This window comes from Spirosoma gilvum, assembly GCF_054776815.1.
Genome location: NZ_BAAHBH010000007.1, coordinates 259821 through 282032, shown reverse-complemented (window position 1 = coordinate 282032; position 22212 = coordinate 259821). Strand labels below are relative to the sequence as shown.

At 47.7% G+C, this 22212-nt stretch carries 22 protein-coding genes; 11 read left to right on the top strand and 11 right to left on the bottom strand.

Going from position 1 to position 22212, the window contains the following annotated elements:
• Window positions 1-31: 31 nt before the first annotated feature.
• Together ACYVFD_RS19895 and ACYVFD_RS19890 are read right to left on the bottom strand one after the other, a co-directional pair.
• Complete coding sequence (locus ACYVFD_RS19895; protein ID WP_461092203.1) at window positions 32-3088, bottom strand: ligand-binding sensor domain-containing protein; 3057 nt, start codon at window positions 3086-3088, stop codon at window positions 32-34.
• Window positions 3085-3858, bottom strand: coding sequence for a LytR/AlgR family response regulator transcription factor (locus ACYVFD_RS19890; RefSeq protein ID WP_461092202.1), 774 nt, complete (start codon window positions 3856-3858; stop codon window positions 3085-3087). The genes ACYVFD_RS19895 and ACYVFD_RS19890 overlap by 4 nt, the downstream gene beginning before the upstream one ends.
• A 266-nt stretch (window positions 3859-4124) precedes the next feature.
• Here ACYVFD_RS19890 and ACYVFD_RS19885 point away from each other — a divergent pair, with 266 nt between their 5' ends.
• Window positions 4125-4529, top strand: a complete 405-nt coding sequence (locus ACYVFD_RS19885) for a globin domain-containing protein (RefSeq protein ID WP_461092201.1) — start codon at window positions 4125-4127, stop codon at window positions 4527-4529.
• Window positions 4530-4940: 411 nt separating this feature from the next.
• Complete coding sequence (locus tag ACYVFD_RS19880) at window positions 4941-5300, top strand: GIY-YIG nuclease family protein (RefSeq protein WP_461092200.1); 360 nt, start codon at window positions 4941-4943, stop codon at window positions 5298-5300.
• A 267-nt stretch (window positions 5301-5567) separates the two neighbouring features.
• On the opposite strand, the gene ACYVFD_RS19875 is transcribed toward ACYVFD_RS19880, so the two are convergent.
• The 3 genes from ACYVFD_RS19875 to ACYVFD_RS19865 all read right to left on the bottom strand — a co-directional run bounded on the left by ACYVFD_RS19875 (window position 5568) and on the right by ACYVFD_RS19865 (window position 8071).
• Window positions 5568-5774, bottom strand: a complete 207-nt coding sequence (locus ACYVFD_RS19875; RefSeq protein ID WP_461092198.1) for a hypothetical protein — start codon at window positions 5772-5774, stop codon at window positions 5568-5570.
• Window positions 5775-6068: 294 nt separating this feature from the next.
• The gene (locus ACYVFD_RS19870) at window positions 6069-7226 is read right to left on the bottom strand and encodes a DUF1624 domain-containing protein (protein WP_461092196.1); all 1158 of its coding nucleotides are present in this window, start codon (window positions 7224-7226) and stop codon (window positions 6069-6071) included.
• Between the two features lie 38 nt (window positions 7227-7264).
• Complete coding sequence (locus ACYVFD_RS19865) at window positions 7265-8071, bottom strand: hypothetical protein (RefSeq protein WP_461092194.1); 807 nt, start codon at window positions 8069-8071, stop codon at window positions 7265-7267.
• Between ACYVFD_RS19865 and ACYVFD_RS19860 the strand changes: the two genes are divergently transcribed.
• The 3 genes from ACYVFD_RS19860 to ACYVFD_RS19850 are packed head-to-tail and all read left to right on the top strand — an operon-like array spanning window position 8070 to window position 10040.
• Entirely contained in the window at window positions 8070-8222 is a 153-nt protein-coding gene (locus ACYVFD_RS19860) for a hypothetical protein (RefSeq protein WP_461092193.1), read from the top strand. The two genes, ACYVFD_RS19865 and ACYVFD_RS19860, sit on opposite strands and share 2 nt — an antisense overlap.
• A 38-nt stretch (window positions 8223-8260) precedes the next feature.
• A complete protein-coding gene (locus tag ACYVFD_RS19855; protein WP_461092192.1) occupies window positions 8261-9310 on the top strand; it encodes a sensor histidine kinase in 1050 nt (349 codons plus the stop codon).
• The gene (locus ACYVFD_RS19850; protein ID WP_461092191.1) at window positions 9288-10040 is read left to right on the top strand and encodes a LytR/AlgR family response regulator transcription factor; all 753 of its coding nucleotides are present in this window, start codon (window positions 9288-9290) and stop codon (window positions 10038-10040) included. Before ACYVFD_RS19855 ends, ACYVFD_RS19850 begins: the two co-directional genes overlap by 23 nt.
• A gap of 221 nt (window positions 10041-10261) precedes the next feature.
• On the opposite strand, the gene ACYVFD_RS19845 is transcribed toward ACYVFD_RS19850, so the two are convergent.
• Genes ACYVFD_RS19845 through ACYVFD_RS19835 form a run of 3 tightly spaced genes read right to left on the bottom strand, consistent with a single transcriptional unit; the run spans window position 10262 to window position 12499 of the window.
• Window positions 10262-10642: a nuclear transport factor 2 family protein gene (locus ACYVFD_RS19845; RefSeq protein ID WP_461092190.1), complete on the bottom strand. Its 381-nt coding sequence runs from the start codon at window positions 10640-10642 to the stop codon at window positions 10262-10264.
• The gene (locus tag ACYVFD_RS19840) at window positions 10639-11244 is read right to left on the bottom strand and encodes a DUF1572 family protein (RefSeq protein ID WP_461092189.1); all 606 of its coding nucleotides are present in this window, start codon (window positions 11242-11244) and stop codon (window positions 10639-10641) included. The genes ACYVFD_RS19845 and ACYVFD_RS19840 overlap by 4 nt, the downstream gene beginning before the upstream one ends.
• A 58-nt stretch (window positions 11245-11302) precedes the next feature.
• On the bottom strand, window positions 11303-12499 hold the full coding sequence (locus ACYVFD_RS19835; protein WP_461092188.1) for an aminotransferase class V-fold PLP-dependent enzyme: 1197 nt from the start codon (window positions 12497-12499) through the stop codon (window positions 11303-11305).
• A gap of 198 nt (window positions 12500-12697) precedes the next feature.
• Between ACYVFD_RS19835 and ACYVFD_RS19830 the strand changes: the two genes are divergently transcribed.
• Window positions 12698-14137: an aminotransferase-like domain-containing protein gene (locus tag ACYVFD_RS19830; protein WP_461092187.1), complete on the top strand. Its 1440-nt coding sequence runs from the start codon at window positions 12698-12700 to the stop codon at window positions 14135-14137.
• A 138-nt stretch (window positions 14138-14275) separates the two neighbouring features.
• A complete protein-coding gene (locus tag ACYVFD_RS19825; protein WP_461092186.1) occupies window positions 14276-15205 on the top strand; it encodes a ketopantoate reductase family protein in 930 nt (309 codons plus the stop codon).
• Window positions 15206-15277: 72 nt separating this feature from the next.
• On the opposite strand, the gene ACYVFD_RS19820 is transcribed toward ACYVFD_RS19825, so the two are convergent.
• Entirely contained in the window at window positions 15278-15466 is a 189-nt protein-coding gene (locus tag ACYVFD_RS19820; protein ID WP_461092185.1) for a hypothetical protein, read from the bottom strand.
• Window positions 15467-15542: 76 nt separating this feature from the next.
• The gene (locus tag ACYVFD_RS19815) at window positions 15543-15740 is read right to left on the bottom strand and encodes a hypothetical protein (protein WP_461092184.1); all 198 of its coding nucleotides are present in this window, start codon (window positions 15738-15740) and stop codon (window positions 15543-15545) included.
• A 364-nt stretch (window positions 15741-16104) separates the two neighbouring features.
• Here ACYVFD_RS19815 and ACYVFD_RS19810 point away from each other — a divergent pair, with 364 nt between their 5' ends.
• Window positions 16105-18159 carry a HelD family protein gene (locus tag ACYVFD_RS19810; RefSeq protein WP_461092182.1) on the top strand — a complete coding sequence of 685 codons (2055 nt, stop codon included), beginning with the start codon at window positions 16105-16107 and terminating at the stop codon, window positions 18157-18159.
• A 486-nt stretch (window positions 18160-18645) separates the two neighbouring features.
• Window positions 18646-19485 (top strand): sterol desaturase family protein, encoded by an 840-nt coding sequence (locus ACYVFD_RS19805; RefSeq protein WP_461092181.1) that lies wholly within the window; start codon window positions 18646-18648, stop codon window positions 19483-19485.
• A 574-nt stretch (window positions 19486-20059) separates the two neighbouring features.
• Here the strand turns inward: ACYVFD_RS19805 and ACYVFD_RS19800 are convergent.
• Window positions 20060-20350: a hypothetical protein gene (locus ACYVFD_RS19800; protein WP_461092180.1), complete on the bottom strand. Its 291-nt coding sequence runs from the start codon at window positions 20348-20350 to the stop codon at window positions 20060-20062.
• 112 nt (window positions 20351-20462) lie between these two features.
• Between ACYVFD_RS19800 and umuD the strand changes: the two genes are divergently transcribed.
• The gene (gene umuD, locus ACYVFD_RS19795) at window positions 20463-20939 is read left to right on the top strand and encodes a translesion error-prone DNA polymerase V autoproteolytic subunit (protein WP_461092179.1); all 477 of its coding nucleotides are present in this window, start codon (window positions 20463-20465) and stop codon (window positions 20937-20939) included.
• Entirely contained in the window at window positions 20923-22209 is a 1287-nt protein-coding gene (locus tag ACYVFD_RS19790) for a Y-family DNA polymerase (protein WP_461092178.1), read from the top strand. The genes umuD and ACYVFD_RS19790 overlap by 17 nt, the downstream gene beginning before the upstream one ends.
• Window positions 22210-22212: the final 3 nt, after the last annotated feature.

The window sequence follows — 22212 nt, the reverse complement described above, 5'->3', positions numbered from 1 at the left end:
CTGCGATTTTTCACTTTGCTAAAAGGAGAGATTAAGCGTCGATAGGGGCGCTAAAAAGAGGGATAGCAACCGTGAACGCCGAGTCAGTTTCGGTTACGATAACTTCGCGGGTGCCTAAATAATGATATACCGATTTCAGACTTGCCAGTCCTTGTTTATGAGACGTTTCGACGAAGACTTTCTTTTGAAGAGAATTCACGACGAATAGCGTTTCATCTGCCGTGTAAATTTGAATCGTTAATGGATCTTCGTCGCTGAGAACATTGTGTTTAATGGCGTTTTCCAATAGATTCTGAATCGTAACCGGCACGATCTGGCGGGTCAAATACCGATCATCGATACGGATGTTGATCTGCAAAGCTTCCCCGAAACGGGATTCCTGAAGGGCAATGTAATTCTGAGCAAACGTCAGTTCATCCTGAAGACTTACCAGTTCTTTGTCCTTGTTCTGTAAGATGTACCGATAAATAAACGACAGTTTCCGTAGGAATACGGATGCATCTTTTGGCTTTGAAATAATCAGGCTGTTCAAGGATGTCAGGCTATTGAACAGAAAGTGCGGATTAAGATGATTGATTAAGTTCTGGTAATGAATCTCTGCCTTATCCCGCTCCAACCGAGTGGCCTGTAAATGAAGATGATGAAGTTTGGCTGTTTGTTGAGCGCGGTACCGAATAAAGACGTATAGCAACCCCGCAACGACTAAGCTGATCAGCATCCAAAACCAGGGTGACTTATAAAACAATGTATCGATATAAATAGGCAATGAACTAATCGGCGTTTCTACACCCTTGGCATCAATAGCTTTTACACAGAAGAGATACTTGCCGCCCGGCAATTTTCCATAGACAGCCATACCCGCCCAGGACGGTTCGTCAATCCAGTGCTCATCATAGCCTTCCAATTTATATTGGTAATGATAGGTTAGTCCATTGGGAGGAGCCAGAACCGAATATTGAACGGAAAAGGCATTATTGGTCGCTGCCAATCGTATCGGGTTGGCTCTATTCTGAAGCAGATAGGTCGTATCGGCAATGCTTAGCGAACTGATCAAAACGTGTTCTTTCGCATAAGGTAAGGCTAATTTTTCGGGCCTGAATTCGACCAGATTTCCCTTTTGTGCTGAGAGAATATGCCCATTTCGCAAGGGGAACAAATAGGTTGTGTATTCAATATCCTGTTCATTCAGCAGTAGTACCAAATTCAGAAATCGATTTTTACTGGTCGAGAATACCGAAATTTTATTATAAGCACCTACCCAGATATTCCCGAATCGATCTGGCAAGGCCGAACCACAATAATCGTAGGCAAGGCCCTGATTCTCCGTCCAGTTTGTCACTTCTTTGGAATGCGGATTATACCGGAATAAGCCATAGCCATTCGACGCCATCCAGAAAGCACCCGATCGGTCCTGGTCAAGCGAAACAAGGGTAGTCTCATACGGTAGCAACTGGGGTACGTCGATCCGTTCAAACGCATTTTTCTGCCTGGAGAAGTGGGCCAACCCCTCTGGATAGAGCTCTACCCAGAAATCACCCCGTCGGTCGACCAGCGAAAAACGAATCTGAAACCGGGGATCAGTAGAGGTGGATGGAATGGGAAATGCCTGCCAGCGTTTTGACACAAGGTTATAGCAAAATACATCTTTTCCAGCACCAGCCACCCAGATCAGATCGCCCTGTCGAGTAAAACTTTGCAGGTATTTTCCTCGCACGTAATCAGGAAGTGGTAAGGGAGAAAACTGCCTTGTTTGCTTGTCAAAAAAAAAGATGGCATTCTGCGTCCCAATACACAGCGTACTGCCCAGATCAATAATACCATGTATGGGAAGGCCATACGGATAGGTAGCCGTTGCATCCGGTAACCTGAAAACGTCTAGTTTATTTTGTTTCGGAAAATAGTGTACTAGGCCCCGGATAGATGTGCCGAGCCACCAGGAGCCATCCGAATCTTCCTGAAATTTTAGGATGCCCCGCTCATCGGTCAACTCCGGGAAGAGTAGGCTCAAATCGTAAATTGTATAAAGCGAGCGTTGAGGGTTGGTATAGGAAATGCCGTTGTTTGTTCCCAACCAAACAGACCCATCGGGATGTTGCCAGGCAGCCCAGTAAAAATTAGCGGCAATGGATGTCGGTTTCGCAACTTGATGGAATAGTTCAACAGTGCGGTTCGTGGCAGACTCTATGTAGAACAGCACATTATTCCATGAACTCGTCCAGATATTGTGCTGACGATCCGTAAAAATCGTAGCAATGGGAAATACGTTTCGCCGGGTTTGGCTGACAGGTGTGATCGTTCGCTCTATCGTCTGATTTTTAAGATTATAGATTACAATCTGATGCGTCACATTATCGGAAAACAGCAACCGTTCTGAGCCGTCCAACGTAAGTCCTGAAGTCACATGCTGCGCGAAAACGGCCTGCTTTTGGGGATTGAATCGGTAGTCAATAAACTGGTGCTGCGAAATGTCGAAATAGCTTACACCATTATGCGTAGCCAGCCAAAGACCATTTCGATTAGGGTCCAGGACCAGGCCCCGTTTGGCAAGAATTCCCGTTGTCGCTTCCAGCGGATTGGCTGCCTGATATGGAAACGATCGGATAACGCCCGTTTGGGGCTGGTAACTAAATAAGCCATCCTGCCGACTCGAAAACCAAATTACTCCATGGCGGTCACAGACAATATTATTACAGTAGCCTAGGTCTTTTCCGGCTGCCTGGGTAATGTTTCGGAACTGTCCGGTTCGGGTGTTATACCCACTGATACCTCCCTGCACAGCCATCCAAATGACGCCGTCAGGCGCTTCGCACAAGGCATGAACGGCGTTATGAAGAATACCATTCTGACCAGGAGGGCGCCGTTTGAAAGTAACAAAATGCCGACCATCGTAGCGGTTTAGCCCGTCGAGTGTTCCAATCCAGAGAAAGCCATTTCGGTCCTGCAATAAGCAATTGACAAAATTGGCGGCCAGTCCCTGCGATTCCTGAATATGGCGAAACTCAAACAACGCGTCATTGGGTTGCGCGCAAAGCGACCCAAGGTAAAACCACAGACAAATGGTCAGGAAGAACCCGTTTCCTGACTTCATTTTTCCAGCCATTTTTTAAAGGAAGGGGCTTTATCACGACTGATTTCGATGTCGAACTGGTGATTGGGCACTTTCAGTTTAAGATTCAGTTTGAGATTGGCCAATCCTTTTACACTTTGCACCGCATCCCGGTTTATGATGCACTGCCGATTAGCGCGATAAAACTGTTTTGGGTTAAGTAACGTCTCAATCTCATCGAGCGTGTCGTAATCCAGAATGTAGCGTTCGTTAGTGGCCGTTACCAGAAAATTCAGTTGATCGCGGGTGAAATACGCAATGTCCGAAACTTTAATGGGGACCCAGCTATTGCGGGCACTTCCCAGAAAATACTCTTTGAAAGTCGCTTTTGGCAGCGACGAATCGCCCAGTGCATCAATAAGTTTTTGAATATCAAGCGGCATGTTGCCCTGATTTTTCAGCAATGTACGGGCTTTGGCAATGGCTTTGCGGAGTTCGTCCCAATCGACGGGCTTCAATAAATAGTCGATGCCATTCACTTTAAAGGCCTGAATCGCATATTCATTGTAGGCGGTTGTGAAAATAACCGGGCAGGAGAGTTGAAACTTCTCGAAAATGGTAAAGCTAATGCCATCGGCCAGTTGTATATCCGCAAAAATCAGGTCTGGCTCGGCATTTTCGGCAAACCAGCGCAAGGCCGTTTTTACGCTGCCAACGGTAGCCATAATCTTTATTGTCGGATCGACTTCGGCAATTGTTGCGATCAATTCGAGAGCAACTAGTTTTTCGTCTTCAATGAGGAGCGCATTCATAAGTCTCGTCAGGCTAAACTGCCCATAAAGGTTTGATTTTGATCAACTCTACCCAAAGTTTATCAATCGAACCGTATAAAATTGAACCTAAACGACGCAACGTATCGCACAAGTCGTTTCGCTTGTTCCGATTAGTAGACAGGGCGAAACGACTTAAGCCTTAAAAGTGATGGTTCGTGTTGAAAAAAGAGGTTTATACCCATATTTCGTAGTCCTTTGCGCTTGCCATCTGGTGCATCTTAACTTATTATTTAATGAATATCGAAATGACTAGTCAACAAATTATACTCGTCAAACAAAGCTGGAGGCTGTTGCGAGAGATCGATCCGAAGCTGTTGGGCGACGTATTTTACACGCGATTATTTGTAAAGTACCCGGCACTTCAATCTTTATTTAAGCATTCGATGACAAGCCAGTACGAAAAATTTATCGCGATGCTCAACCTGATTGTCTCTCGTCTGGATCAGCCAACGATTCTAACGCAGGAAATCAGTCAGCTCGCTACCCGTCATGCTGGCTATGGGATAAAACCTGAGCATTACGAAGAAGTTGGCGAAGCGTTGCTCTGGACACTGGAAAAAGGATTGGGCAAAGATTGGAACCCGGCAATTGAACAGGCCTGGGCTGCCTGTTACCACACACTCGCTAAGGCGATGTTGGAAAAGTCATAGTCATTTGTACGTTAAGTCAGGCTTGACAAATGCACCCAATCTCTTTAACAAAATCGCTGAAGGTATTGGTTGTTTTTGAATTGCCCTGGCCCGAACACCACAACGATTCAATTTCGTTTGTACACAATTCAACCAATAAATCCACCCGACTCATGTGAAAATTATTGAATGAGGCACCGGTAATAAGACACTTTCGACTCAGCAATCAACGAATTATTACCTTTTAGTCGAGTCGAATCCCAACTCATAAATTGATCATTATTGATAATAATCTCCAGGAAGCATAGGTGCGGTTGGATCGTTATTCGGCTGGTATTTATAGTCTTCAGGCCGGTACACTTGGGCAAGTTGTTAACCTCAAAGTCATAAAGCAGTAACTCTACAGCTCATTTTCAATTAATTTGTATAGGGATGAAAACGAACAAAGAATTAAAAGAGGCCTATAGACAGAAGAAATTCAGAATTGGCATTTTCCAGATAAGGAACATGGTTAATGGTAAAATTTACATTGGCGGCAGCCTTAATCTGGAAGCGATCTGGAATCGCAATCGGATGGAGTTAAACTTCGGTGGTCATCGCAATGAAACACTCCAACGGGAATGGAAGGAGTTTGGTGAAGCCAATTTTGTATTCGAGATTTTATCCGAAATCGAGCAGAAAGAAGGCAGTACAATCGATTATAGTAAAGAAGTGAAAGAGCTGGAAAAACTATATATCGATGAGTTACAACCCTTCGCAGACAAAGGCTATCACAAACAAAAGCTGAAATAGGGTCTAATTTTATAGACCGTCTAAAATAGGGTAATTCAATGAAATAAGTCGGCCAGTTGGTCAATACAAAGCCCGATCAATGTTTTCGATCAATCTGATAGCAGGTCCATATTAAGCTCAAAGTCTCATGTCGACCAGAAAGAATGATAATTGATCGTTCATAGCTGAAATCGTTCAGCTGTAGGTTCTTGAATCGGGGAGGGATGTATACAGTAGGTATTCTATTTGATTATTATCCCTTTTTACCCCTCTTAGGTAACTGTCTGGTTAGCCAACTTTCTTAATCTCGGTCGCACTGAGGGTGATCGTAAATTCGCGCCGTTGGCTATTCCAGCAATGTACCCGCTGACCATATTGACTGATTACCGGTACAGGCCAATCAATATCAGCATTAGCCGCTTCTAACTCCTGAGCAGCCTGCGGATCAATGAGCGTGACTAAGTCGTTAAGCTTGAACTCGTGGTTTGTCTTCATGAATTATTGAATTGCATGGCCAAGTAGTAAACAAACATCCCGTGCCTACGGCACTTAATTAGCCAATAATCAATGACTAAGGCTAATAAGTAGGCTCGTAACAATACATTAGGTTATTTTCTGTCATCCCGACGAAGGAGGGATCTTCGGAGACGGGATAAAAGATGATATCCGAAGATCCCTCCTTCGTCGGGATGACAGAAACGCCCTTGTAGCATTCCCTAAACTATTTACACTTGAGTACTTAGTTCACGTTAAGTTAGTTTATAAGAACAAGCCGCCATGATTTATGGCTCAGAGATAGCGAAGCCACCATTGCTCTTTATGACGTTCCTTATAGGTTCCGTACCAGCGGCAAAGCGGATACATTAGCAGAACGATGAGGAACCAAATGGCATAAATAGCCCATAATTCCACCCCGCTGCCCGTTTTGGGTCGGCCGAAGTTCGAGCCGAATACCAGATCAGACCGGTGGAATCCTTGTAGAAAAACCATCACAAAAACGAGCGGGTGGATCAAATACCAGTGCGCCAGAAAATAGAAAAGTGGCGTTTTTCCGTACACCCGCACAACACCCGTCCAGTTGTTTTTCACCCCTTGTACCCCTGCAAGAATGACAAACATGATGCCCAGAAAAAGGAGACTGAACTGCAGTGAGGGCGGATATTTGGTTACGTTAATAAAGGAGAGAACCGTATAGAGTACATTCTTTTGTGATGACCAGGCAAGGGGGTCTCCATATCGGTTAGCGACTCGTAAAACCGCAAATACCCCTATCGATAGTAAACCTGTCTTCAAAAAGATTCGTCGTTGGTCCTTTTCGGGTAGTGTAAAATAATAGCCTGCACTGTAGCCAAGAAGCATCATACCGAGCCAGGGAATCGGAGGATAGGCAACAAAAAACAGTTTTCCGGTATCGTACGGAAAAGCCATGGGAGAGAAAAGAGCGATCAGCCCTTTTGCCAGCCCGTTGTCTGGAACCCGAATCAAGGCGACCAACTCATGAAGCACGACGATCACACCACCAATAAACCCGATCGTTCGGGGAGATAATGTTAGCAACGTGCTGAGGGCCAGAAAGCCAATTCCAATAGCGGCTATCACCTCAACGATCAACACATCGAAATGCGTGTCGAACCACATGCCGAAATTGACTACGCTAAACTCTAACACAATCAGCCAAATACCTCTTGACAGCAGAAACCGCCGGGTAGCGGCCAGATTCTGTTTAGCCCTCATAGACAGAAACGCAGAGACCCCAGAAAGGAATACGAACGTCGGGGCGCATAAATACGTGACCCATCGGGTGAAAAATAACGCCGGTGTGGTGGTCGTCAGGTCCGTTGGGGACTGTGATAAGGAGGTGGTGTGTAACAGGTCGCGGACATGGTCCAGGGCCATAATGATCATCACCAACCCGCGCATCACATCAATGCTGTTGTTCCGTTTCATGTTTTCTGGTCGTTCCTTAAGCAATCCACTCGTGAGACTCATTGCCAGCGTTCGATATCGGCTACCCATTTCTGTTGCTTCATGGTTAGACCGATCAGTAAGGCCACTCCGCTGTACGCCAGCGCGTCAAACGCACTAGCCAGCAGATTTCCCCGGTTACCAACCGGATCCGACCAGGCGCCGGGGACGTGAACCAGCCAAAACCACAGAAAGATCATCAGCGAAAGTAACCCGGCGATGATCCGGATTCGTATACCCAGGATAATGGTGATGCCGGAAGCAGTTAAGGCTATTCCTGTCAGGTTTACCCAAAACAAGGGATTCGCCATCCAGTCGGGAACGGTACTGACCAGAAACTCCGCGTAGATAAGGTGGGAGATGCCATAGCTCGTCATGGTATAGAGGAAAAACAAATTGCCATAAGGCATGATTTTTTCTAAAACCGCCAGCTTACCGGTCAGTGGTGTCTCAAACGAGTAGGCCACCACAAAGGCTCCCCCAGCCAGGGCCAGCTCTTTCAAGGGCGTCGTCCACAAGCCTAAGTGATAGAGTTTATTGGGTTCGGAGATGAGCGCGTAGGTCATATGGGTACCCAGAAACAACGATAACCAGACAGCCCCCAGCAGAAGTGCCGCTTGTTTGCCGGCATTGGATATCAACAGTAAAACGCCGGTACTGATCAGATAGAGTCCGAAGAGTGAAGCGAACACACTCAGGAACGGAAGGTGTTGCTGATAGACCGAAAAAAACACGTCTCGGAAGCTGCCGAAATAAACCTGTTGACAGCCATACACAAGAAGAGCGACCGCGTAGAAGGCCCGGCCAATCCGTACCAGTAATTTCATGATGAGGGTGCTACTTGATGGAAGTTCAAAAGTAGCTAGCCGTCGTGACGCCCAAACGGATTGTCTGTACACAACCCCATTCATCGGTATACACCGTTTACCGATGAATGGGGTTGTTGATCGAAAAACGGGCATGGCAACAACTCCCTGACCCGCAAAACACGTACCTTAGTCCAGAATGGCCCGATCATGAAAATTACGAGAGAAGTCCTGTTTAATGCCGTTTTTTGGGGGCTGTATTTCCTCTACCAGTGGCTGGGTCTGGCGTCGCTGTATGGCGATTATCGGGGCTACCTGATCAATGCCTGTATGGCCCTGCCCGTCGCTTTCCTGTTTTCCTGGCTGACGGTTCATGTCCTGATGAAGAAGCGGTTAGTGGAAACCAACCAGGTAATCGATTGGGTGTATCTGATTCTGGCTTCCCTGGTGTTGCTCGTCCTCAGGCGCTACATCAATTATTACCTTATTTATCCGACGTACTTTCCCGAGGCCCAGCATATGCCCTTATTTTCGGGTGGAAAAATGCTGGTCGATTTGGTTAATCTATATACGATAACCGGCTTATACACTTTGTATTATTTTATTCGATCCTGGTATGAGCAGCGGCTTCGCGTCCAGCAATTGGTACAGCAAAAAACAACGGCCGAACTGGATCTGCTGAAAGCCCAGGTTCAGCCCCATTTTGTGTTTAATACGTTAAATAATATCTATTCGGCCGCCTTGACAAGCAGTCCCGAGACGGCCTCGCTGATTGAGCATCTGTCGGGTTTTCTGGCCTACAATCTCTACGAATCTAATCGGGCGATGGTGCCACTGGAAACAGAGATGGTCTATATCGACCATTACATTGAACTGCAAAAAAACCGGTACGGGCCTAAACTGGACGTAGCCGTTCATCGGTATGCCCCCATCGACGATCTCCTGATTGCTCCGTTGCTGTTGTTGCCCCTGGTGGAGAATAGCTTTAAACATGGTGTGGCCAGCTCGACCGGATTTAGCTGGATTCGGATCGATATTGCCAGAGGTCCTGGTCAGTTTTCAGTAAAAATCGCGAACAGTAAGGACGACCAATGCCCCGTCCCGGTAGCTACCGGGGGGATTGGCCTCTCGAATGTAAAAAAAAGATTGGCTTTACTTTATCCAGATGCGCATGAACTAAGCATTATTGATGAGCCTCATTCGTACCTGATTTGTCTGACCATTAAACCCTCGAACCATGCATTCCTGCCTAATCGTTGATGATGAAGCCCCGGCCAGGGCACTCATCAGTCAGCATCTTTCCACGCTGAACGGGTTTTCCGTCCTGGCCTCTCTTGACAATGCAGTCGATGCGTTCACGTTTTTGCAGACAAACCCGGTTGACCTGGCTTTCCTTGATATTCAGATGCCCACACTGTCCGGTCTTGAGTTGATCCGATCTTTAAAGACCCGCCCGAAGGTCATTCTAACGACGGCCTACCGGGAATATGCGGCCACGGCCTTTGACCTGGATGTGTTGGATTACTTAGTAAAACCCATCACCCAGGAGCGATTCATGCGAGCTGTTTCCAAGTACCAGCAATCTCAAAACAGCCCGGTGTTACCTTCCCCGATTACCAGTCGCTATGAGGAGAGTTATATGTTTTTTAAGGTTGGCCGGGATCAAACCAAAATTTTCCTCAAAGACATCATATTTATAGAGGGACTGGCAGATTATATCAAGGTGCACACGACCGAAAAGTGCTACGTAGCGTCCGAGAAATTAGGGCACATGGAAGCCAAACTCCCTGAGGATAAGTTTATTCGGGTACACAAATCATTTATTATTGCCTGGGATAAAGTCATCCGTTATAATGCGGACCAGGTTACACTAGCGACCGTAACACTTCCCTTGGGCCGACTGTATAAAGGGGCCTTTTTGCGAAAGATCCAGGCCGGCCACGTAAGCTTGCCAGCTCATCAATCAGTTTCACTCACCTTCAAAATCTAAAACCGCTGATGGTGGACAAGTAAAATGTCCCTCATAAATCACCGTTTTTGTTTTACTCACCAAATCATGCATATGATTCAGGATTTCAGTTGGGCTTCGGGTATGAGGGCTGATGAGCCCTGAGTAGCGTTGGAGAAACGATACGTTAACGCTTTAATGGCGTGGGCGAGTAATTCGTTATCACTCATAAGAGAAGTTTTTTTGACCGGAATCTCAGCGGGCTAGGCTTTTTCTGGACGAGATGTAGCCATAGCATACTGACAAAATACGGTTACGGCCTTACCCTGCTCATCGAGCCGAAAGACTTCGCAAGCCAGCCGGTCATTCACCGAGGTGTAGTAGATAGCCAGCGTGTCGATGCCCACAAAAACGTTGTGCAGGGTAAAATGCAGGTTGGGATAAGTAGTCAAGCCTAGCTGAAAATAGCGTTCCAGATCATGCTTGCTGGTAATACAACCGGACTCATTGAACTTCAGAAGCGGAATAAACGGTGAATAAAATGACAGCTCGTCAGCATAATGATGTAGAATAGCCGTAAGGTCGTGGGTATTAAAGGCACTGATCCATTCATCGGCAAATTGGTTGGCTTGTTCCTGGGTCATGGCGTTTCGTTTGTTTTTGCGCTCTTGTCTTCAGCCGGTTGATTCGGCTTCAGATACGCATCGGTAAAATGTTCTTTATGTCTGGGCTGGGCAAATTTCTCGGCGTTGTATTGGCTGGATTTCCCTCTTGGAATCGACAGCGATGTCCAGTGTTGGGCCAGCATTTTGCCTAGAAAAACCAACTGGCCGATATGATAGGGGTAATGAGCTAATTGCCGATTGATGGCTTCAACGACCGAATGACCTTGATTGCGGATATAAATGGTCCGGGTTAGATCGGTTTCCTGTAACGATTTGAGTGTACCTAAAAGAACGTGCCAGCCTTCGTTCCATTTCTGGAGTAATTCGTCCCGGGACTGAATATCATTGACAAACTCATCCTCCCTGTTGCGCCATTCTTTCTCGCCGTCAGTCGTGAGGAAATCTGTCCAACGACTCAGCATGTTGCCCCACAAGTGTTTTACCAGCATGGCAATGCTGTTACTTTCTGCATTGTATTGCCAGAAAAGAGCTTCGTCGGGAAGTTGATCGAGTGTTTTTTCACCCAGCAATTTGTAATACTCAAATTGACGGATCACGCTGGTTAAATAATCGTCCTGCATGCGTTCAGGTAATTTTGGTCTAATATCAACTGTCGTAGGTGCTAAACGTGGAGGAGGCTCATCGTAAAAAGCGACTCATAATACCAACTGCTTCATCCATCTCGTCCAACGTATTAAAATAGTGCGGAGAAAATCTAACTATCCAATCCACACCTTTCCGCTGAAAGTCAATCAGCGCACCACCCGAATACTGTATCGTAAAAACCACTCGCTCGGCTCGGAGGGTTGCTTCTAATTCGGTGAGGGGGCGGGCTGTATGAAAAGTTAGAATATTGCTGCGACGAGAGCCCCAATCCAGTAGGGTGATGCCATCAAGCTTTTCCAAACCGGTTCGCAGTCGGTGCATCAGTAATTGGTTCTGTTGGAAGCTAGCCTCGATGCCTACCTGATTGGCGTACCGAACGGCTTCGGCCAAGCCTACAATAAGCAGCGAAATCTCCTTAGGCTCAAACCGGCGGGCATCTGCCTGCAAGCAGTACGTATCAGGTCCTGTCCAGTTAGCCGCCCGTCGGTCGATAAACAGGGGAGACAGACCAGCTTCCAGTACGCGATCGGAGACGTACAGAAAGCCGGTATTCCGAGGGCCGCGCAGAAACTTACGGCCCGTGGCTACCAGAAAGTCAGCCTGAAGGTGGGCAACATCAATCGGCAATTGCCCTACCGACTGAGCCGCATCGAGCAGATACCAGACGCCATAGTGCCGACAGAGTTTGCCCATCTCCTCAGCCGGTAGCACTAGCCCCGAATTCGTCGGTATATGCGTAATCGCCACTAACACCGGCCGATGCGTCCGGATCAATTCCTCGGCATGCGTAAGGTCCAGATCACCGTTGGGCAGATCGTTGATCCGCAGTAGCCGGATGCCTAACCGCTGCTGCATGGACAGAAACGCCAGTTGATTGGAGATGTAATCGTTCGTCGTAGTCAGAATGGTATCCCCCGCTTGAAACGGAATGGCCGACAGCGCCTGAATCGTGGCACCAGTGGCGCTGTAAGCATAGGCGATGTTGCCCGGTTTAGTGTTCAGCAACCGGGCTGTTTCTTCGTAAAACCTGGCGATCTGGTCCGTTCGTAGCCGTTCGACTTCGTAACCGCCTAATTGAGTTTCCTGCTGAAGATATTCCTGCATGGCCGTCACCACGGGTTGTGGCATGAGGGATGCTCCAGCACTGTTCAAAAAAAGACTGTCGCGGCAGCCGGGGGTATCGGCCCGTAGTCTGGCCACATCAAGTAGTGGAGTTATTTGGGATTGCATGCCACAAAAGAAGGCTACTGAACTGTACGGAAACAGATACACTTTAGTCGATACTGACCCGTACAGATTGCTTTTTCGAAAGTAAGCTTAATTGGCCAAACTGTACGGGTTATTTTAAGGAGATCTGTATGGTAATGCGTACAGTTGAGAACCTTACATTTGCCCTGTAGAGAAGCACGTATAGACCTGGAAAAGCGAATGGCCCAATCGATTCCTAAGTATCAGCAGATCGCTCGCCAACTGGGCGATAAATTGCGGGTTGGCGTACTGGACGATGGTGATAAACTACCCTCGGTTCGCCTGCTCAGCCAGGAGCTTGGCGTCAGTATCAATACGGTACAACAGGCCTATTATAGCCTGGAAGCTGAAGGGTTGGTTGAAGCCCGGCCACAGTCGGGCTACTACGTTCGAAGCATAGCCAGGCGGATGGGGATCGTCCCACGCCGGTCGGCGCCCCAGGTAATGGCTCGTCAAACGCCACTGGCCGATCAGGAGCCTATCTTATTGAGGCTGATGCGCCAGCAACGAGAGCCGGGCTGGCTTCCGTTTTCCCTGAGTGTGCCCGCTCCTTCCTTACTGCCCGTTACTAAATTGGCGAAAGCGCTCCAGCAGGCCCAGCGTGAACTCCCGCATGGGGGCATCGAGTACGAACTGATCGCCGGCAATGCTGAACTCCGTCGCCAAATTGCCCGGTATGCGCTATTCTGGGGCGGTCGGCTCACCGACGAGGAGATTATCACAACGGAAGGTTGCACGGCTGCGCTCACCCTATGTCTGAAAACCGTCACTCAGCCGGGCGATACTGTTGCCGTCGAAAGCCCTGTTTATTTTGGTATTCTTCAGACCATTCTCTCGTTAGGGCTAAGCGTACTTGAACTGCCGACTGACCCACTGACGGGTATCGATCTGGATGTACTGGAAGGTCATTTGCGAACCGGAGACGTACAAGTCTGTTTGCTGGTTCCCAACTTTAGCAATCCACTGGGTAGTTGCATGCCCAATACTCATAAACAACGACTGGTGCGGCTACTGGAGACGAACCAAACCCCGCTCATCGAGGACGATCTTTACGGGGATCTGCATTTTGCACCCGACCGGCCGCTGCCCTGTAAGGCATTTGACCGGCAGGGGCTGGTGCTCTGGTGCGGCTCCGTTAGTAAAACCCTGGCTCCCGGCTACCGGGTGGGCTGGGTAGCTCCCGGACGTTATTATGAGGCCCTGCTTCAGGTAAAGCGGTACCAAGCCGGTTTTTCGCCGGGAATTACCCAGCAGGCTGTGGCCAATTTTCTGGCTAACGACCGCTATGAACTACACCTGCGTCGATTGCGGCAGCGGCTGAAAAGTAATTGTCAGCGCTACCAGCAAACCATACGGGCTCACTTCCCTGGTGGCACGCGTATTAGCGAGCCGCAGGGCGGATTTACGTTATGGGTTGAAGGGGATGCCCAGTTAAATACACTCGAACTGGCCGACCAATTGGCCCCCTATAAAATCAGTATTATGCCGGGGAGTTTATTTAGTCTTCAACCGCAGTACACCAACTGCATGCGGCTAAGCTACGGCCTACCCTTTGACGAGCGCGTCGAATGGGGGCTGCAAACTATTGGCCAGCTCATTCACCAGCAGTTATCAGTATGAACCCCTGGAGAACGGTTTTAGCCTGTTTCTGGCCGTACGCTATTAATCCTTACTAATTTCCAGGGCGGACACTGGTTTGCTGACAATAAACACCTACGTTTTATTGCCGTAAAGCCGATTGAGCCCTAACCCAAATCGATGCAAAAGCCGATCTACATCATAGGCGTTGGTGCCATTGGCATGACGCTGGCCGTCGTCCTGAAACAGGCTGGCAAAGAGGTTAGCCTGATCCGTGGACGCCAGGATAACCCATTGGATACCGAAGAGACCCGGATTACGCTTGACTGTGCCGATGGGGCCATTCTGGAGGCCATTGTTCCCATTCGTTCACTGGACCAATTTTCGGAGTTAAATGGAATTATTCTGCTGACCACCAAGTCATTCGGCAACCCGGAACTGGCCCAACGGCTGATCGGAAAGGTGGGTCACTCACCCCTGGTTTTGCTACAAAACGGTCTGGACGTCGAAGCGCCTTTTCTGGAAGCGGGTTTCCCCGAAGTGTACCGGTGTGTGCTCGTGGCGACCAGTCAGGTGCAAGCACCGTATAGAGTTCGCTATAAGCCGGTTGATGCTTCACCCATTGGTGTGATTCGGGGGCTGGAGCCCCGTCTGGCGGAGCTTGTCGAGCAACTTAGCACACCTCAGTTTCCGTTTCGGGTTGAGACCGCCATTCAGAAGACGGTCTGGGAGAAAGTTATTACCAATTGTGTCTTCAATGCCATCTGTCCGCTGCTAGGAGTCGATAACGGTATTTTTCACCGGAATGAATCGGCACTGAATTTAGCGCGTGAAATCATCGAGGAATGTCTGGCCGTGGCGAAGGAAACCGGTATCGTACTGAATCGAATGGAGGTGGAGAGTCGACTATTACAAATCAGTCAACGGTCGGACGGACAACTCATTTCGACGCTGGTCGATTTGAACCAGGGACGCCAAACCGAAATTGAGTCGTTGAATCTAGCCGTTGCCCGTCTGGCCCAGCGACTGGGCAAACCGGAGTTAACCAATCGAACCCAGCTTTTAGGCGAATTAATCCGCTTGAAGTCAGAACTTAACCGAGTTTCTTAGGAACTTCCTGAGTCTATTGGCTATACGGTGGTACGTTGCCGCCGTTCGTACATTGATTAAACCTAACTACATCTACTCCGAATACTTAAGTGGAGTGACTAATCGCCATTCCGATTCGGGGTTATTGCGTTCAAACATAATATTGAAGGCAAATTCTGAATTTTCTGACTTGACATCTGTTAGGCTGTGTCCATCCGGATGTTGTTCTGTGCTAAGCTGATTATATAAGGCTACTTTATAGCGATTACTACGGATAGTCATTTGGTTAAGTCGCTGCGTCAATTCTTGAGAGAAGCGTAAGGATATTGAATGCATCTTAATTAAGTAGTCACTTGTGTTACTGATGTTGTTTCGGTTTCTCGACACTACAGAATGCGATCTTAACGCAGTGCCCGGTTAAATGGCGTAAGCCCACGCTTTGCTTTACCTGATTGGTGAAGAAATTGCTACCCCGACCGTCGAAGTAAACATATAATGAAGGGTAGACTGCCATCGACTTGGATGACCGCACAGTTGTCTGTAAGGCGTCATTCATTCAGGATAGAAGAGCCTAAAATCACTCATCATTATTGTGTCTCCTTATTAGGTAAACGTACCCTTTTCGGGAATATTGTTCGAATAGAAATTTAGTTAATTAATTGATTAACAGTGGTTTATTTATTTGTCGCTTCGCTTATATTCGCAACCTGAATTAATTCTCTATCGTCTTGTATGCGCTACCAAACTAAAAAGCAGGCAATAATTATCTTCCCAAAGTGAAAGGATTCACCACCGGTTCGATTCGCCTGCTTTGCGCATAGGCATCGGGTTTGCGCACGGCAAACAGACAGAGGTAGAAAATTTCAAAAAGCAGTTCGTCAATTAACCAAACCCTACGGTTCTCTCTTTAAGCCTAGCCAATGAGTAACGAAACACAACAGCAGGAACGAGAATTCCTGGCTCAGATCAAGGAAAAACTTACGATCGAAATCAGGCGAATCGATGACGCCGTAAAGCAGTTTTCCGACGAGCTCAGAGCGAAAAAGCAATACATTCATGAGCACCAGTCAGGCATGGATGAAGCCGATATGGTGGCTGCGGGCCAATCCATTAATCGAATGGCGTTTACAGGTGAAGCCGCTGTCGCCAGAAAACGTAGGTTGATCAAGCTTGGTCAATCTCCTTATTTTGGCCGTATTGATTTTATCACCAGGGATAATGAACGGTCGATGGTGTACATCGGCATTTATGCCTTCGCCAACTCGGGGCAGCGGATGAATGTCATCTATGATTGGCGGGCTCCTATATCCTCCTTATTCTATGACTTCGAGCTGGGCGAAGCCTCCTACACAACACCCTCCGGAAAAATTCATGGCGACATCGTCTTGAAACGGCAATACAAAATCAGAGATGGCCACCTGGAGTATATGATCGAAAACGACGTGAACATTCAGGACGACATTCTTCAAAAAGAACTGGCCAACTCATCGGATGACAAGATGAAGAACATTGTCGCTACGATTCAACGGGATCAGAATGCGGTTATCCGAAACGAGACCGCCCCGGTTATGATCATCCAGGGCGTGGCTGGCTCGGGGAAAACATCAATTGCCTTACATCGAATTGCCTTCCTGTTGTATCGCTACAGAGAGACGATTGCGGCAAAAGACATTCTCATCATTTCGCCAAACAAGGTATTTGCGGATTATATCTCCAACGTATTACCCGAGTTGGGAGAAGAACATATTCCGGAAATGGGCATGGAGGAGCTGGCCAATGACTTACTGGAAAAAAAATACAAGTTCCAGACGTTCTTTGATCAGGTGTCCACGTTGCTGGATGAAAAAGATCCGGCTTTTATCGAACGTATCCGCTTCAAATCCTCGGTTGACTTTCTGGGCAAGCTGAATCAATACCTGATTTATATTGAGAATAACTACTTCAGAGTGAGTCAACTCCAGGTGGGCCAAACCCTGATACCTGCCTCGTTTATTGGTGAGAAGTTCAGGTCCTACCACCGGGTTCCGATCTTAAAGCGATTTGCGCTGGTGGTAAAGGACGTTCAGTCGTACGTAAGCGGGAAAACTGGCCAAAAGCTGAGCGGTCAGCAGAAAACAAACATCTGGGAAGCCATTCCCCGCATGTTTAAGTTTAACAATGTGCTAGATCTCTACAGGGATTTTTACCGCTGGCTTGGTAGACCCGAGCTGTTGAGGATCGACCATCGGTTGGCCCTGGAATACGCCGATGTGTTTGCTTTGATTTACTTCCGGATTCGTCTGGAAGGAATTAACCCCTATACGAATGTAAAACACTTGCTGGTGGATGAGATGCAGGATTATACGCCCGTTCACTACGCCGTCTTATCAAGATTGTTTATTTGCCGAAAAACTATTTTAGGCGATGTAAGCCAGACCGTTAATCCGTACAGTGCTTCCTCAGCCGAGACAATTGAGGGTGTGTATCCTCAAGCCGATGTGATCAGACTTTACCGAAGTTACCGATCTACCCTGGAAATAACCGCCTTTGCCCAGCGTATCCTGCCCAACCCTGACATTATTCCGATGGAAAGGCATGGTCAGGACCCAATAGTAGCCCGCTTTAGCCATAGCAACGAGGAATTGGCAGCCATTAAACAGCAGATCACAACGTTCCAGGAATCAACCTATCAGTCACTGGGCATCATCTGCAAAACTCCCCGGCAGGCCGCCAATACATATGTTGCGCTTAAAGCATCAGGGGTTCATTTGCTGACTAACGACTCGGCGTCCTTTGAAGAAGGCGTCATCATCACCACAGCGCACCTGGCGAAAGGTCTGGAATTTGACGAGGTTATTGTGCCATTTGCTTCAGCCGATACGTATAAAACAGAGACAGACAAGCAAATGCTCTATATTGCCTGCACCCGAGCGATGCATCGGCTAATGGTGACGTATTCAGGCGATCTGACCGGGTTTTTGTCGGCAAAAAAGTAAACGTGAGATGAAGCGGGTCGGATGCAGCGATCCTGTGGTATGGGAAAATCCTGGGATGAACCCTGATAGAAACTGCGAGAAAAGTAACGCCTGATCCGATTTAATTGGCCCATAAAAAAAGCTCCCACACTGGGGAGTTTACCGCTTCGGGAATGAGCTCAGTTAACGAACTCGCATCCGGTAGATCGTCCGACCACGCAGACCCACTAAGGGGCCTCCGACTTCAATGATGCGGGGCCGAGCCGGGCGGTTGATGTGCATTAATTTTGTGTTCATCGTCTTTGTTGTTTGTTATTGTGCTACAAAGATGCGGGATGTACGGCCCAAACGACAAGCGTAAACTGGTCAAGCGTCGAATTCAGGGTATAAACCACCAAAAAGGAGCCATAAGTGGTATATATCAAGAATTGACTTATTTTAATAACTGTATGGTATATCTGCTGATTTTTATAGTATAGAAGGAAGAAATAGGACTTTTTGAGAAAGATGAAAACTCTCACTACCCTTCTGTCAATTGACCTGAATTACGTAATCATCGGGTTGCTGGCCTTTTATTATTGCCTGGAGCAACTACTAAACACGCCATTTACATTCAGCAACCGGCCCAAACACCTCTTGCATAATATGCTGTTTCAGGCGGTGGTTTTCCCGATTAGCCTTTTATATGCTATCGTTCAAGTTGCCTGCATCACCTGGTTGGTCGATCATCAGGTGGGCTTACTGCATTGGGTCTACCTACCGTTTTGGCCGAAATTACTACTGGGCGTTGCCCTTTTCGATATGACAACCTATTGGTTTCATCGGATGGGACATGTTAGTCCACTACTATGGCGATTGCATCGAGTGCATCACAGCGATACGACGATGGACGCGTCGAGCACCTACCGACAGCATCCTATTGAGCCATTTCTGGTATTTGGGGTGGGTAATATTGTGGCTACTGCCGTATTTGGTCTCGATCTGACGATGTTTGGCTTGTACAATGTGCTATTGGTTCCGTTCCTGATTAGCCAGCATATCAATTTGAAAACGCCCGACTGGGTGGATAAAACCTTTGGGCTGGTTTTTATGACGCCCAACCTACATAAAGTTCATCACGAGCAGGATCAGTTCTATACCGACTCGAACTACGCCGACATTTTCATTTTGTGGGACCGCCTTTTCGGCTCGTACAAGTACAAGTCGCTATCGACTATCCGGCTTGGTCTGAGTGAGTTCGATGAAGCAGAAAAGCAAACCTTCTGGTATCTGATGAAAAGCCCGTTTATCTCCATCAGGCGAATTGAAACCAATCACCCGTCAGAAGCGGTACCAGAAGAGTCCTAACCACAGGCAATTCGCTTACACTACCGACCAATCAGCAGAAACCCCTGAGCCAAACTCTACTGTTTTCGGTTGCTCGTTACTAGTCGAGTTTAGCCCAGCCACTCATGATATGACAGTTGGACGTACTGGCTCAGCAATACGTCCGGCCATCGAATGGCGACGTATGGCAGTTTCTATCTTAATTTTTGACTGTTGAATACGAACGTTAAGCGCATAAATTTTCTCGGCAAGTTCTTACCCTCTTTGAAGAAGTATTCGATTTCCTGTCCTGTTGTCAGTACTTCAACGTTCAACGGCTGAAGAACCCAAATTCAGTTAGAGAAAGTCCGCCGAGAACAGCAGAAGAAGATACAGGGGCTGGAACAGAAACAGGCCGTCCAGCCATGATCGTCTGTTATTTCTTACGAACTCTATGTTTTCTTTCTGGAGCACAACTGATCTATTAACAGTGTTGTCAACTAAGACTCGTTTTATGGGGATTATCAGGAGCAGACTGGCCCCACAAAACGTGAGCCTGGACTAGCTTATGAGGCTGAACTCTGTGTTAGTTGCCTTACGAATTGACCGAAGATGATTACAAGAATTCCATTGCCTGACTAACCTTATCCTTCAGCCGCTCCAAGGCGTCGGTATTCCCTGTTTCCTGATACTCCAGTAGTTCCGCCAGGGCGTATTTAGCGACCGTATTCCAGCTTATCATATACGCATCAGGATCGTCTGATACTTCTATGAGTTCCCAGAGCGCTGTCCGCAACGTCATGAAAGCGGATTCTACGTCGTCACCCGCCCGTATATCCTCCAGGTTAGATGCCGCTACCATCACCCGCTGCTTGGGTGAATCACTAATTAGTTCATGTAGTGCCATAGTATACTACAAACTAAAAAACAGCGATAAAGTCAGCCAATTGCTATGTTTGATTTGCATTATATATAACAAATCCATAACATAGCGGTTTTGTGACTAACTGGGTAATTCGATGACTAAACCGCTGGATTTTATTGACCCCATTCCCCCCGAAAACATCTACCGGGTTGATGCGTCACGCAGGCAGCTTATTCCACTCTATAGCTCTACGGTAAAAGCGGGTTTCGCTTCACCCGCCGAGAATTACATCGAGGCCAGGCTAAACTTGCAGGACCTTTGTGTGGCACACCCCGACATGACCCACTTCGTCAAGGCATCAGGGGAGAGCATGATCGGCGATCATATAGTACCCGGCTCAATTTTGGTTGTCGATTCTACCCTGGAGGTGGTTACGGGCAAGATCATCGTGGTTAGCATTGACGGCAACTGGTGCGTTAAACGGTACATTGAAGAAGAGAAACGGGTTAAACTCGAATCCAGTAATGAAGCCTATGCGCCTATCTACCTGACTAAACAGGAACGTCTTGACGTGTTGGGTGTGGTAACCTACATCGTATCCAAATCACCGAAGTATGTACGCCCTCGTTGACGCCAACTCGTTTTACTGTTCTGTTGAGAAGAGCTTTAACCCTGCCCTGGAAGGCAGGCCGGTTATTGTTTTGTCGAACCGGGATGGCAACGTGATTGCCCGCAATGCGGAAGCTAAGGCATTAGGTATCAAAATGGCAGGCTACTTCTTTGAGATGAAGGAGTTGGTTGAACAGCATGACATAGCTGTTTTTTCCTCAAATTATCCGTTGTACGCTGACGTTTCCTCGCGCCTTTTTAGCTGCCTGGCCAAGTTTGTCGAGGACGTAGAGGTCTATTCGATTGATGAAGCGTTCCTGCTCGTTGATGATAGCTACAACCAGTACTTTCCCAGTTATCAAGGCTTAGGTGAGACGATTCGGGCTAAGATCAAACAGTGGTTACGACTGCCGGTCAGTATTGGTTTCGGTCCAACGAAGACCTTATCAAAAATAGCCAATAAGCTGGCGAAGCAAAATCCTGATTTTCAGGGTATCTGTGTCCTGGATACCCCAGAGAAGATCAATGAAGTCCTGGAGACATTCCCCGTTGAGGATATTTGGGGAATCGGCCACAAATCGGCCGGTAAGCTGAAGAAGTTCGATATACGAACAGCGGCTCAACTGCGGGATGTGCCCGACGATTGGATCAGGCAGCAAATGACGGTCAACGGAGTCAGGCTGGTCTATGAATTACGTGGCAAGCCCTGCAAGCTGCTGGAAGTAAATCCACCTGCCAGGAAGTCGATTTGTACGGAACCAGGGTTTGGACAGGTAACCCCCAGCTTCGAGCAGGTTCAGGATGCGTTGACGTTTCACCTGTCGCGAATCTGCGAAAAGCTACGGAAGCAGGATTCACTGGCGGGCTGTGTGATCGTTTACCTACGCACCGATCCTAACCGTAAAACACCGGGAAACGGGTTGCCCAGTAAGCAGTTTAGCAACTCCCGAACGGTACGACTACCGCACCCGACCAGTTCAACCGCCGAGCTACTACAATATGCATCGGCTGCGCTGAAAGAAATCTTTGCCTTTGGCTACCACTATCTCAGAGTAGGTATTATGTTGACCGACCTGGTACCGGCGGATTACCGACAGCCAGGACTGTTTGTCGAAGGGCCAAATGAAAAAGCATTGAAGCTCGCAAAGGTTGTGGATAAGCTAAACTACCGCTACGGAAAGGATACGCTCCGGCTCGCTTCTCAGATGCGCAATCCCGAATGGCCGATGACGCCAAAGTATTTATCGCCCTGCTACACAACTCGGTGGCAGGATATTCTGGTCGTCAAATAAAAC